At 45.6% G+C, this 13,738-nt stretch carries 11 protein-coding genes and 1 pseudogene; 5 read left to right on the top strand and 7 right to left on the bottom strand.

Annotation, left to right across the window (positions count from 1 at the left end; genetic code table 11):
* Positions 1–78: 78 nt before the first annotated feature.
* The 5 genes from lptG to Q0C11_RS09285 form a co-directional block, all read right to left on the bottom strand.
* Positions 79–1,137: an LPS export ABC transporter permease LptG gene (lptG, locus tag Q0C11_RS09305; RefSeq protein WP_293007288.1), complete on the bottom strand. Its 1,059-nt coding sequence runs from the start codon at positions 1,135–1,137 to the stop codon at positions 79–81.
* Complete coding sequence (gene lptF, locus Q0C11_RS09300) at positions 1,137–2,216, bottom strand: LPS export ABC transporter permease LptF (protein ID WP_293007286.1); 1,080 nt, start codon at positions 2,214–2,216, stop codon at positions 1,137–1,139. The genes lptG and lptF overlap by 1 nt, the downstream gene beginning before the upstream one ends.
* Positions 2,213–3,025, bottom strand: a complete 813-nt coding sequence (locus Q0C11_RS09295; RefSeq protein WP_293007284.1) for a nucleotidyltransferase family protein — start codon at positions 3,023–3,025, stop codon at positions 2,213–2,215. The genes lptF and Q0C11_RS09295 overlap by 4 nt, the downstream gene beginning before the upstream one ends.
* Positions 3,022–4,173, bottom strand: coding sequence for an N-acetyltransferase (locus Q0C11_RS09290; protein WP_293007282.1), 1,152 nt, complete (start codon positions 4,171–4,173; stop codon positions 3,022–3,024). Before Q0C11_RS09290 ends, Q0C11_RS09295 begins: the two co-directional genes overlap by 4 nt.
* 89 nt (positions 4,174–4,262) lie before the next feature.
* Positions 4,263–4,733 (bottom strand): hypothetical protein, encoded by a 471-nt coding sequence (locus tag Q0C11_RS09285; RefSeq protein WP_293007280.1) that lies wholly within the window; start codon positions 4,731–4,733, stop codon positions 4,263–4,265.
* Between the two features lie 501 nt (positions 4,734–5,234).
* Between Q0C11_RS09285 and Q0C11_RS09280 the strand changes: the two genes are divergently transcribed.
* From Q0C11_RS09280 to folE2, 4 genes are all read left to right on the top strand, one after another.
* Positions 5,235–5,495, top strand: coding sequence for an exodeoxyribonuclease VII small subunit (locus tag Q0C11_RS09280; RefSeq protein WP_293007278.1), 261 nt, complete (start codon positions 5,235–5,237; stop codon positions 5,493–5,495).
* A complete protein-coding gene (locus tag Q0C11_RS09275) occupies positions 5,485–6,378 on the top strand; it encodes a polyprenyl synthetase family protein (RefSeq protein ID WP_293007276.1) in 894 nt (297 codons plus the stop codon). Before Q0C11_RS09280 ends, Q0C11_RS09275 begins: the two co-directional genes overlap by 11 nt.
* 41 nt (positions 6,379–6,419) lie before the next feature.
* On the top strand, positions 6,420–8,264 hold the full coding sequence (gene dxs / locus Q0C11_RS09270; RefSeq protein ID WP_293007274.1) for a 1-deoxy-D-xylulose-5-phosphate synthase: 1,845 nt from the start codon (positions 6,420–6,422) through the stop codon (positions 8,262–8,264).
* Positions 8,265–8,330: 66 nt separating this feature from the next.
* Positions 8,331–9,137, top strand: a complete 807-nt coding sequence (folE2, locus tag Q0C11_RS09265; protein ID WP_293007272.1) for a GTP cyclohydrolase FolE2 — start codon at positions 8,331–8,333, stop codon at positions 9,135–9,137.
* A 233-nt stretch (positions 9,138–9,370) separates the two neighbouring features.
* On the opposite strand, the gene Q0C11_RS09260 is transcribed toward folE2, so the two are convergent.
* A complete protein-coding gene (locus Q0C11_RS09260) occupies positions 9,371–10,975 on the bottom strand; it encodes an ABC-F family ATPase (protein WP_293007270.1) in 1,605 nt (534 codons plus the stop codon).
* 1,446 nt (positions 10,976–12,421) lie between these two features.
* Here Q0C11_RS09260 and Q0C11_RS09255 point away from each other — a divergent pair.
* Complete coding sequence (locus Q0C11_RS09255) at positions 12,422–13,273, top strand: PA4780 family RIO1-like protein kinase (RefSeq protein WP_293007268.1); 852 nt, start codon at positions 12,422–12,424, stop codon at positions 13,271–13,273.
* On the opposite strand, the pseudogene Q0C11_RS09250 reads toward Q0C11_RS09255, so the two are convergent.
* Positions 13,270–13,458, bottom strand: a pseudogene (locus Q0C11_RS09250) (hypothetical protein); the annotation flags it as partial. The gene Q0C11_RS09255 and the pseudogene Q0C11_RS09250 sit on opposite strands and share 4 nt — an antisense overlap.
* Positions 13,459–13,738 lie beyond the last annotated feature (280 nt).

Below are 13,738 nucleotides of genomic sequence, written 5' to 3'. Positions count from 1 at the left end.
AAACCATATGATCTTTATTTACTTCAGGTGGTTTTTGCTGCTTTCTAATCTACGGTTTTACGATTGGTTTAGAGTGATTTAGTAAGTTCTGTTTAACCATAGATGAGCCAGAATAATCATAGTAAAACCGGGTGCCAGTGCAATCAACGCTGGGTTTAGCTGCAATATCAAACCCGTATTTGCAATAATTTGATCGAGTAAATAAACCGCAATGCCAATCAGCGAAGCAAATACCAGTTTGTTGCTTAAACCACTGCGAATCGATCCGAAAACAAATGGAATGGATAATAGTAGCATTGCGATGGTCATCAGCGCACTACCGATTTTTCGCCATAGCGCTAGTGCATAAGAATCTGCGTCCTGGCCGGTGCTGCGCAGAAATTCAACATGCCGGAACAACTCAAGTGGTGACAGACTTTCTGGTGGTTTAGTCAGTGTGGCGATGTCTTCCGGACTGACAAAGGAAGTCCAGTTTAAAGTGTTATGGCGAATGGCCAAGATTTGGTTGTTTTCGAAAGTTCTGACAATAACATTGCTGAGTTCCCAGGTTTCATTATCAACAATTTCTGCGGTTTGAGCCTGAATATGTGAGACTAAAAAATCCTCTTGATCCAGTTGCAAGATTTCAATATCGGCTGCTTTTTTATTGTGGATGATTTGACCGATACGCAGAATATTCTTTTCATTGCGTGTCCAGATTCCCAGATTCCCGCCGAGTTCAGCACTTTGTTCCAGCGCAATAGCCCGATAAGTAATTGCTTTTTGTTGTAGTTGCGGTGCAACAAATTGCTCTAAAATGGCAACGCCCAGCAAGAGTAGAATACCAACACTTAAAGGTGCGATGCTAATGCGCCAGGGGGAAAGTCCAGCAACTCGCATGGCAATCAATTCTGAATGTATCGCCAATTTTCCAAGTGCCGAGACAGTGCCTAATAAAGCCACGAAAGGGGCGATTTGAATAAATCTGCGTGGCAGCAGCATGGCGGTATAGAGAAATGCATCGCTAATACGATAAGTGCCTCTACCCACATCATCTAATTCCTCCAGTAAGTCAAAGAAACTGAAAAGTGGCAATAATACAGCGATGGCAATCAAGAAGCCGATAAACACCTGAAGAGAGATATATCGATAAATCATTATTTCGGGCGCGATAATTGTTTTTGTCTGACAATCAGAGCGTAAGTGATAAGCGCAATAAGCATGAGCAGTTCTAGCCACCATACGCCGGGAACGCTGCCAACAGTTTCTTGTTCTACCCAGGTTTTTGCTAACCCACTCAGATTGTAGTATGCGGCGAAAACCAAGGCCGCAATGAGATAGGTTTTCTCCGTTTTATCTTGGCGTGGAGCGGTGTGAATAAAAGTCAAGGCAATCAGCGCCAGTAGTATGGTAGCCAGCGGACGTGAGATGCGCCATTGTAACTCTGCGATATCACGCGGCAGATCGGATTCCCACAGTGTTCTTGTCGCAGCTGCTTTGCGCCGGTAATTCATAACAAAATCATTATCGATGAAATAAATCAATTTTCTGAACTGAATGACATCATCAATGCTGGCCGTGCTGGTCAATTGGTAAATGATTCCTTCTGATAACTGAATGTGCGGTCTATCGTCTTCTGTTGTTGGTTTAACCTGTCGAGCTTGTTTAGCAATGACAATTTCACTGGCATCAGGTTTCTTGATGTAGTGAAAAATATTTTGCATTTGTTTGTTGCTCTCATCTTTATTACGCACATAAATAACTCTGCCACTTTTTTCGCTGCCATAAAACCGTCCGGCTTGGAACCGGTTGGTGTTGAGTTCCGCTTCGGCTTGTGCGTCGAGGATATAACTTTCTCCATAGGCCCAAGGGCGAACATACGATGACAGCATGCCACTGATGATGCCGATCGGTATGGCAACTGTCAGCACCGCAAGAACGATACGATTGCCACTGATACCTACTGAACGGATAACATTCAGTTCTTGATCTTTGTTGAGTCTACCTAGGCCAATAATGACTGAAATATAGAGAGCAATGGGGATTAGCACTTCCAATGCGATTAGAGTTTTTAAAAAGACCAGTTTAATTAAGCCGGCGATTCCCAATGTTTCTGTGACGGCTCCGGCTAAAAGCCTTGCACTGCTGAAGCTGGCGAATAGTCCGATCAGAATCAGAATAACTACCGTGAAAGGCAGCATTATTTCTCGTGCAATATAGCGTTCGATTAATTTCATGAATCTGCTTTGAGTATCGACTCAGCTAGCACTAAATCTTCGACCTTATCCACATCTACCCCGGCGCGTGGATTATTCAGCATAATCGCTTGTATGGTTACCCCTGATTTTTCCGATACTGCTGCTAAGGCTTGGTGCAAAGTTAAGGATCTCAGCAAATAAGACCATACCGTTTTGAATCCCAATACTTGTGCAATTAAACGCCACGGGTGTTTACGCAGATCTTCAGCGTTGCGCCAGAATTTTACCAGTGAGCGTCCTTGCGGTTTAAATGTAAACAAATTGCAGCCACAAAATCCGCCGTCACTCAAGCGGATGACGGTGCGCTTGGTGTTAGGGAATGCAGCCGCAATGATATTCTGGTTGATCGCACCCACTGTGGCGCTACTTTCTGCTGCTAGTGATCTTTGCAAGAAATCCTGCACAATGTTGGGTGTGAGTAACGCATGGTCAGCTGTGGTTAATAATACCGGCATATCATTAGGTATGTGGCTGAGGCCCCTCTCAGCGCTGCGGCTGGGAGAATCCAGATTGGGTAGCCAGCTTACTTGCCCTGAAGCGATGCGCTGTTTTAATTCCGGGCAATGAGCATGTAAGGATTCTGGGGGGCCGCACAGAATGATGGTGGAGATTTGATCGCAGGCCATCAGCGTATCCAAAACGCGGATAATCATCGGAATGCCATCGACCGGTGCAAAGGCCTTGCAAGCTGCGCCAGTATGCTGCGTGATGGGATCTTGGCCGGTGCGGTCAGCGGCTAGAACCAGCGCGGCAAATTGCTGCGATGCTGGATTGAGTTCATTACTCATAACATTTTTTGGTAAATACGATAGCGCTTGTACTGTTCACTACCAAAGCTGTCGAGAATGCTGCGCATTGCCACGTTATCTTCCAGTATCCATGACATTTCAACGTCCTGAATGCCGCGGGCGGTCGCAGCTTGCCGGGGCGCATCGATAACCAGGCAAGCTAATGCCAATCCAAGCGGCGTATTGTGAAATTGTTTGCGTACACCCATCAGTGGTATGCGGCCTGAGCGAATTTCTTGGTTTTTAATGCTTTTGATGAGCTTGAGCCAGCCGAATGGGAATAGATTTCCGTTCAATTTGGCTAAAACTTCATTGAGATTGGGTAAAACCACCATAAATGCCGCGGGTTTGCCGTTGACTTCGGCAATTTGGATGAACTCGTCCGGTAGCAGCAGGCGCAGGCTACTTCCTAATTCGGCAAATTCCTCTTGCGTAAATGGGATGAACTCCCAGTTGTCAGACCATGCATCGTTGAAAATATCGCGCAGCATTTCCATTTCTTCTTTAAATTTATTACGTTGCAAAGTGCGTATTGTAATTTGAGAGGAAAATCGGTTGATCAGCATCTGCATGACGCGTGGTATTTCAAAAACAACTTTGACTCGATAAGCCAATAAATCTTTAATTGGATGATATTCCTGTTCTTCCAGTAAGCGGCCATACCAGGGAGCTGAGTGGGGCATCATGATGACGGGCGGTGTGTCAAATCCATCTACCAGTACGCCGCATTCCTGATTGATCGAAAGATTAAACGGGCCGCTGATGCGGTGAATTTTTCGGGAAGCCAACCATGCTTCCGCGTGAAGTATCAGCGCAGCAAACACTTCCGAGTTGTCGATACACTCCATTAAACCAAAGTGGCCGCTGTCTGCGCCATAGCGTTCCTGGTGTAATGAATCGATTTGCGCGCTGATACGGCCAACGGGTTGGCCGTCTTGAAATGCAACCCAGGCTTGCCATTCGCCATGTTTGAAAAAAGGGTTGTGGCGGGAAAAATGAAAGCGTCGTTCCAGGCGCAATGGCGGCACCCACATCGGGTCATTAGCGTATATGTGCCAGGGCACATCAATAAACTTACTCATGTCACGATATGTCTCCACCGGTCGCACCGTCACTCTGGGATTGCCCGGTTTATCGTGTTTAATCATGATACATAGTAAGCGTTGTTTTGATAATGGCGCTGTGAGGAATTAACTATGACAGTTTGCTATTTTGATTGGAAGTTAAAAAGATATTATTATAATTCAGTATGTTTTAGCAATTTTGAAATTAGCTTCTGAAAAACTTCTTTTGGATCTGATTCCTGTTGGGCGGATTGATTGTTTTCAGTTGCTCCTTGCTCAGCTGCAGCAATTTTTTCATCGGTAATTTCGCGGCAGAAATCACGGAAATTGTTCCAATCTATATTGTATTCGCGTAAGTGATCCTGCGGAATGAAAACGCGGAGTACCTCAAAATTTTGATACATTTCTGGTAAACGGGATGTGAGGTAATTGTTAATGTTTTTTGGCCACCGTTTGTGCTCCGGGTACATATCGGCCAACTCTTTTTCAAAGGTATAACGGAAATTATCGACGGCTAAAGCACGGCGCTTACGGTTAACAATATCTACCATAATGGCTACTATTCCCAATAAACCAAATAATACAAAAGGCCATAGCGGGACAGTTTCAAAATATCCGGAGATTTGATCAATATATTCGTTCAAAGTCGTCCCTAGTTTCTAGTTAATAAATGTATTAGATAAAATATTTCTGTGTTGGCGCAGCTTACCGTCGTATCTTGCCATAGTAAAGCACATGGATCAATACGGGCATTTTTCACGTATTCCGATTTTAATAAGTATTGCCGAATCAGTTTTTCCTTATCGAAAATGTGTCTGATAAGCAGCAATCGTTCAAACGCCAATTATTTTTTATTAATCAGTGTGATATATGATTAATGAACTCTTGCATCAGTCAGTTGTTTTTATTTGAGCGCGAAACTAGGAGGCTGCCAGGCTTCCGGAAGTGAATTTTAGTTTTTGACAATGCAATGGCTATTCTCCATGCTAGCAGTTCATTTAGTTTCTCAGCTGGTTATTGTTAACCTATAGCAGTGATATTTGTTGTAAGCCCAAAATTTGCATTGACCTAATAGTGCTAATTGCGTTATTTTTAACAGTTTTGTAATCGCGGAAGATAAGCGCCTAAATTATATCGATCTTGTTATGGTACCCAAAAAGTCTAGTAATAATGCCACTTTATCTCAACCCGAAAGCTATGAGGCTGCATCGGCTGAACTTGAAAAAATAGTGATGGCTATGGAAGCTGGGCAGATGTCATTGGAAACCTCACTTTTAGCCTATCAGCGCGGCGCAGAGTTGTTGCAATATTGTCAAGATAAATTGCAAAGTGCGCAGCAGCAAGTGCGTGTGCTTGAAGCTGGGATGTTAAAAAACTTTACTCGATCTGATAGCGATGAGTCCTGATTTCCAAAATTGGGCGAGTAGCTGTCAGGCGCGTATCGAAACATTTTTGGAAGCGAGACTGCCGGCCACCGATTGTGTTCCTGAACGGCTGCATAAAGCCATGCGCTATTCGGTCTTGGGTGGTGGAAAGCGGGTGCGTCCATTATTATCATTTGCGGCGGGCGAGCTTGCTGGTGCCGATTTTGAGCGTGTAACGGTTGTAGCTGCTGCCGTGGAGCTGATTCATGCTTATTCTTTGGTGCATGATGATTTGCCCTGCATGGATGATGATATTTTACGACGAGGAAAACCTACCTGTCATATCGAATATGATGAAGCCACTGCGTTGTTGACGGGCGATAGTCTGCAAACGCTTGCATTTGAATTGTTGGCGGAAAAGCCTCTGGCGGATGTGCCTGAGACGCAACTGGAAATGATCACGCAGTTGGCATTGGCATCGGGTTCCCGTGGTATGGCGGGAGGACAGGCGTTTGATCTGGATAGTGTCGGTAAAATGCTGAGTTTGCCAGAGTTGGAGTTTATGCATATCCATAAAACCGGTGCGCTGATTCGTGCTGCCGTGATGTTGGGAGCACGATGCAATAGTTGTTTGGATAATGAGCAATTGGCCAAGTTGGATCATTTTGCCAAATGTGTCGGTCTGGCATTCCAAGTGGTTGATGATTTGCTGGATACTGAGGCAACAACAGCGACATTGGGCAAAACCGCCGGAAAAGATGCTGAACATAATAAACCAACTTATGTCAGTATTCTGGGCATCAGTCAAGCGCGTGAGCTGGCTGAAAAACTGCAGCAGGATGCTTATCAAGCTTTGGATGGTTTTAATGAAGCTGCGTTAAGGTTGCGCCAGGTAACTGATTTTATAATTAAACGTAAATTCTGATTCCAAGAATTCTTTCTACATCTTTTATTTTCAGGCATTGAATGTATCCATTGTTAGATACCATTAACTTACCCTTCCAATTACGAGAATTGGAGCAAAAGAAGTTACCGCAGTTTGCTAAAGAATTACGAGATTTCCTGATAGATTCAGTCGCAAAAACGGGTGGACACCTATCTTCCAATTTAGGCACAGTTGAATTAACTATTGCCTTACATTACGTATTTAATACACCTCACGATCAATTGGTATGGGATGTGGGGCATCAGACGTATGCGCATAAAATTCTGACGGGTCGTCGCAATGGCATGAATAAATTACGCATGCAAGACGGGTTGGCTGGTTTTCCACGTCGAGATGAAAGTGAATACGATGTATTTGGTACTGCGCATTCGAGTACTTCGATCAGTGCTGCGTTGGGTATGGCGGTTGCTGCGCAATTAAACCGGACTGATCGGCGAGCTGTCGCGATTATTGGCGATGGTGCCATGAGCGCAGGTATGGCATTTGAGGCATTGAATAACGCTGGCGTGATGGATGCTAATTTGCTGGTCATTCTGAATGACAACGACATGTCAATATCTCGTCCGGTTGGAGCACTTAACAATTATCTGGCCAAGCTGATGTCAGGGCGATTCTATGCTACGGCGCGGCGTGCGGGTGAGAAGGTGTTAGGAGTCGTTCCGACCATGTTGGAATTGGCTAAGCGTGCTGAGGAGCATGTCAAAGGTATGGTAACGCCGAGCACTTTATTTGAGGAATTCGGGTTTAATTATATTGGACCGATTGATGGTCATGATTTGGATGTATTGGTTACTACCCTGAGAAACATCAAGCAGTTGGACGGCCCGCAGTTCCTGCATGTAGTGACTCGTAAAGGTGCGGGCTACAAGGTTGCGGAAGAAGATCCCATTTTGTATCACGGTGTGGGGAAGTTTGATCCGAAAAAAGGGATTGTTGCTAAAGCAAATGGGAAGCCCACCTATACACAAATTTTTGGTGATTGGTTGTGTGATATGGCGGCGCAGGATTCTCGTTTGATCGGTGTGACGCCTGCAATGCGCGAAGGCTCAGGACTAGTTCGTTTCTCCCAAGAGTATCCCGAACGCTATTTTGACGTGGGTATAGCCGAGCAACATGCTGTCACATTTGCGGCTGGCGCGGCATGCGATGGCTTAAAGCCAGTTGTGGCGATTTATTCGACTTTTTTGCAGCGCGCTTATGATCAATTGATTCATGATGTGGCGATTCAGAATTTACCTGTGATATTTGCCATCGATCGGGCTGGTTTGGTTGGGGCGGATGGACCAACGCATGCGGGCAGTTTTGATTTAACCTATTTACGTTGCATTCCAAACCTGACTGTGATGGCACCCGCAGACGAAAATGAATGTCGGCAAATGTTGTATACCGCTTTTCAATTGGATACGCCAACAGCAGTTCGCTATCCCAGGGGAACTGGACCGGGTGTGCAGGTTCAAAAGGACATGCAGGCATTGCCTATAGGACGGGGAGAGATCCGACGTGAAGGGAAAAAAATTGCTTTGCTGGCTTTTGGCAGCATGTTGACTCCTTGTTTAGCTGCAGGAGATGAACTGAATGCCACAGTGGTTAATATGCGTTTTATTAAACCGCTGGATGATGATCTTTTGGCATCGCTGACGGCCAGTCATGATTTGCTGGTGACTGTGGAAGAAAATACCGTGATGGGAGGTGCTGGCAGTGCTGTCATTGAATCGCTTAACAGCCAGCAGATCCACGTCAGATTGCTGCAACTTGGATTGCCGGATATTTTTATTGAACATGGCGATCATGCACAGATGCTTGCAGACTGCGGACTAGACAGTAGCGGTATCATCAAATCAGTACGAGCAGTATTGCCTGAATAATCATTAACAATCGATCAGTTGCTTGATTTGCTGTTAGCAGGAAGACTTGGTCATACAGGAGAGAATATGAATAAACAGATAGATATGCCAATTGCCGATGTGCAAAGCTCATTGGACACCCGGCGTATTGCGATAGACCGGGTTGGGATTAAAGCGATCCGCCATCCTGTGGTTGTGGCCGATAAAGATGATGGTGTGCAGCATACTGTGGCGGTTTTTAACATGTATGTTAATTTACCGCATAATTTCAAGGGCACGCACATGTCCCGCTTTGTTGAGATCCTGAATAGCCACGAGCGGGAAATCTCAGTAGAGTCGTTTCAAATCATCTTACAAGAGATGATTGCAAAACTGGAGACGGATTCGGGTCATATCGAAATGACTTTTCCCTATTTCATCAATAAGTCGGCACCTGTTTCACAAGTAAAAAGCTTACTGGATTATGAAGTGACGTTCATTGGCGAGATTAAAAATGGTGAATATCTATTCACCATGAAAGTCATCGTTCCTGTCACCAGCTTATGTCCCTGCTCCAAGAAAATATCCAATTATGGCGCGCATAACCAACGTTCGCATGTCACCATCTCTGTACGCACAAATAGTTTTGTGTGGATTGAAGATATTATCCAGATTGCTGAGAGTAATGCATCGTGCGAACTTTACGGTTTGCTGAAAAGGCCAGATGAAAAATATGTAACCGAGAAGGCATACGATAATCCGAAGTTTGTTGAAGATATCGTAAGGGATATTGCGGAAGTGCTGAATCATGATGGACGGATTGATGCGTATGTCGTGGAGTCGGAGAATTTTGAATCCATTCATAACCATTCCGCGTATGCGTTGATTGAAAACGACAAGACACAGCGCAGGTAGCCATTCGTAGCGATGATACTTTACTGTCTGTATTAATGAAGTGATGTATCGATTTATCTAGTCACAGGGTTAAGCGCAGGTGGCTTGTGGCTATATGATTTTACTAGCGTACTTCACGCTTGTTTCTTGTTTTGCGAAGTTAGAGCTACTGAAGCAATTGAATATTTTTAGTACTGGCGGATGTGATTGATAAGCTGCCGAAATAAGCATGGCAGCTTATGGTATTATTTTTATTATTCAATTCCTTGTGATCTCAAATAATCTTCATAATTGCCTTTGAAATCATTAATGCCATCGGGTTTCATTTCAAGAATCCGGGTGGCCAGTGAAGAGACAAACTCCCGGTCATGCGATATAAAAATCAACGTGCCGGTAAATTTCTCCAGTGCGCCATTCAGTGATTCGATGGATTCCATATCGAGATGATTGGTCGGCTCATCCATCAGCAAAACATTTGGTTTTCGGAGGATCAGCTTACCAAAAAGCATGCGCCCCTTTTCTCCGCCGGAAATCACGCGGGTAGACTTTTTGATGTCATCGCCGGAGAACAATAATCGACCCAAGGTACCGCGTATCGTTTGATCGTCGTCATTGCTTTGTCGCCACTGATCCATCCATTCGGTCAATGACAGTTCTTCTTCAAAATCAGCTGCATGATCTTGTGCATAATAACCACGGCGCGCCTTATCGGGCCATTTGATCTCGCCGGAATCCGGCATCAGATCACCGGAAAGGCATCGCAGCAGCGTGGTTTTTCCGATGCCGTTGGGGCCGATGATGGCGATTTTCTCGCCGGCTTCGATGTCAAGGCTGAAATGATCGAATAAAGGTTTATCCAATCCAGGGAAACCCTTGCTGATTGCTTTGATGGAAACGGCCAGACGATGCAGCTTATCCCGGTCATCCACTTCAAAGCGGATAAAAGGATATTGACGGCTGGATGGCTTGACATCTTCCAGTTTGATTTTCTCGATCTGCCGCGCGCGGCTGGTTGCCTGCCGGGCCTTCGAGGCATTCGCAGAGAAACGGCTGACAAACGACTGCAAATCGGCAATCTGCGTTTTCTTCTTGGCATTATTGGCCAACATGCGCTCGCGCACTTGGGTCGAGGCGGTCATGTAGTCATCATAGTTGCCAGGATAGATCCGTAGCTCACCATAATCCAGATCAGCCATATGCGTGCACACGCTGTTCAGAAAATGCCGATCATGCGAGATAATGATAATGGTGTTTTTGCTGGTATTGATGACGTCTTCCAGCCAGCGGATGGTATTGATGTCGAGGTTATTGGTCGGTTCATCCAGTAACAAGATATCCGGATTAGAAAACAAGGCCTGTGCCAATAACACGCGTAACTTGAATCCCGGCGCAATCGCACTCATCAATCCCTGATGCTGGTCAGAGGGAATGCCCACCCCAAGCAACAGTTCTCCGGCACGCGCTTCCGCCGAATATCCATCCAGTTCGGCAAATTCGGATTCCAATTCGGCAGCGTGCATATAGTCGTCTTCGCTGGCATCCGGATTGGCATAAATGGTGTCGCGTTCCTGCTTGATGCGCCATAATTCCGCGTGTCCCATCATCACCGTATCAATCACGAAACAATCTTCAAAAGCGAATTGATCCTGGCGCAGTTTGCCCACCCGCTCGCCGCTATCAACCGCGACATTACCGGAAGTGGGCTCAAGATCCCGGCCCAGAATCTTCATGAATGTTGACTTACCGCAACCATTCGCGCCAATCAAACCATAGCGGTTACCCCCACCGAATTTAACGGAAACGTTTTCAAAAAGCGGCTTGGCGCCGAATTGCATGGTGATATTGGCGGTTGTAATCAAAGTAGATACCTGCGGATGATTGTTGCGAGAAAGGGGGCATATTTTAAACGTTTTTCACCGAGTCTGCTGTGTTATAAAGAATGTTAATCCACAGATTCGACGATATATTGCACAGAACAATGATTGGGGGTTATGCTTCGCAAGTATGTTTTTGGGGTAGGGGATCTAATACCCTCTTGCGATGAAGCTTAGAATGGTGGCAATTCCATAAAAATAAGGAGATAGTGTGAATTCTGCAGGTTTAGATATTATTTTTGACGTAATCTATCACGTCATTTCGAATGTCGAATTGTAGTTAGTTGCTCATGTCGAGCCGTCGTATCACACAGCAAGCACATGAACGAGCTCAAGTAGGAGTTTTCGTTGCATGGCTGAACTCGAGGTATAGGGCGAAGTTTGAAGTTGTGGATGAGCCGAACCCTCCCGAGGCAATCATCCGCTCCGGACGAACCACACGATGGGTCGAGGTGACTGATGCATTTTGGAGCGACGCCTTCGCGCAGGATGAATACTCTTACGCAACGCCCGGTGAGAATCACAAACCTATCGGTAACCGACTATTCTTGGAACCCGATGCGCAATTTGCGACTCGCTTTGTCGAAGTCGTGCAAAAAAAGCTAGAGAAGTCGTCGTATCTTCCCAGCAAACAGACGTATGGTACTGGTTACCTGTTAGTCCCGATCATGTACCCGCTCTTCACATCCAATTCGCTCTATTACATGAAAGAGGCGTGGTCACGTACACAAATTAAAGATCTAGGTTGCTTTCGGAGTGTCTACATGTCAATCCAGATGGGCAGAGGCCCCATAATCAGGTGGTCCGAGTATGGTCGCAGCTAACACTTCACTCCAGCCGACCACCTACGGCGGAAACCGAAAGCGCTCCGCCGAATGAAAGTGATAATGGTATTGGATGATATTTTGGCGCTGGTTTTGATTTAACGGATCACCATTGGGTATCCGTCCTACGAAGCTGAAAACAAGCCGCCAAAAAGATAAAACGCATTGAGAATTCCAGGGTCAGGTAGCGAATTAAGAATATTGCCTACGCTGGATTCGTGATTCCGTGCAAACACGGGGTCAGGTCGCGAATTGAGATTATTGCCGATGAATTGAGTATATTTTTGTTTTGTGGATTTGTGATTCTGTACCTGATCCTGAGGGCTTCTCAATATTGAGACGCATAGCGAGACTATGCAACCCTATGAACCCATTGCCCCATTAGCCTTCAGTCAGAGAGACTCCCGATATCGCTATTAGACCCTCTTTGTTAGCGCTAACATAATGGCTGAAATAAAAACACCCCTATTGAAATACCGGCAAATCGGTACAATGTACGGTTAAACATTCCGGATAGCATCATTCAAGTCCTGTTTTTAACGCCGTAGATAGTTTTTCAACGGTCTGCTAAGACGAATATCACAATATAAGCGTAGTATTTACACCCATGAAAACTCCAAAAAGAATTGAACCCCTGATCCAGGATGGCTTTATCGATGAAGTTATCCGTCAATTAATGAGCGGCAAGGAAGCTTCGGTTTATGTGGTTCGCTGTGGAGAAGAGATACGTTGCGCTAAGGTATACAAAGAAGCCAACAAGCGCAGTTTTCGCCAAAGCACGGATTACACCGAGGGCCGCAAAGAAAAAAACAGCCGTCGCGCCCGTGCCATGGAGAAAGGAACCCGGTACGGACGCAAAGCACAGGAAGAATCCTGGCAAAGTGCCGAGGTTGATGCCCTGTATCGGCTCGCTGCTGCGGGTGTGCGTGTGCCCAAGCCGTATCATTTTCATGAGGGTGTTTTACTGATGGATCTGGTGACCGATTGCAATGGCAGCGCAGCCCCGCGGCTCAACGAACTTGTGCTAACTGCCGAGTTATCTCGTGAATATCACCGCATATTAGTTACGCAGGTGGTTCGCATGCTATGCGCAGGGATTATCCACGGCGATCTGTCTGAATATAATGTGCTGGTCGACAGCACCGGGCCTGTTATCATCGATTTGCCACAAGCTATCGACGCAGCTGCCAATAACCAAGCGTGTAGAATGTTGCTGCGGGATGTCGAGAACTTAGCAATTTATTTCGGTCAGTTTGCGCCTGAATTGCTGGCCAGCAGTTATGGCCTGGAGATATGGACGCTCTATCAAAGCGGACAACTCCATCCGGAAAGTGTTTTGACCGGCCACTTCGAACGTATTGAAAAACCAGTCAACCTTCAAAGCGTTCTACGTGAAATTGATGATACGCTGAAGGAAGAAGAAGCAAGGAAACTTTATCGTGCATTACATGCCCATTAATGAGGCGCAGATTTGGATTCTCTGGAGGGAGTAATTCGCGCCTTCTTGCATGCAGGTCTCGATAAAATAGCATCCAAATAACGCGCCACATGGTTATAGGATGAGAAATCAAATTTTCCGCCCAGTGCATCGGACAAAACACCCGCCATATTGATATCAGCGACGGAAAATATGCCAGCCACTAGGTAATCATTACCGGCAGGAGGTTGCTCAGGCCCTCAAGCGGTTTCGTCAGTTTCTATCAGCCGCCTGTGCGATGTTTGGATTTCTATCTTTTGCATCGAAAACCTTTGTGTGCAGAATAAAATCCACACATGAGGCCTCCAGTTGAGCCACTGCAAAAAGGTGATATGTGCTGTCAAAAATGGAGTCCATGTGTTTAAGCAGCGATTAGATTTGCATAGTATTGCTGCGTAAATTGTGCTGGTGACAAATAGCCCAGCCTTTTTTGTTTTCTCTGCTGGT

This window comes from Nitrosomonas sp., from assembly GCF_022842015.1.
Lineage (GTDB): Bacteria > Pseudomonadota > Gammaproteobacteria > Burkholderiales > Nitrosomonadaceae > Nitrosomonas.
This window is presented reverse-complemented; position numbering and strand designations above follow the sequence as displayed.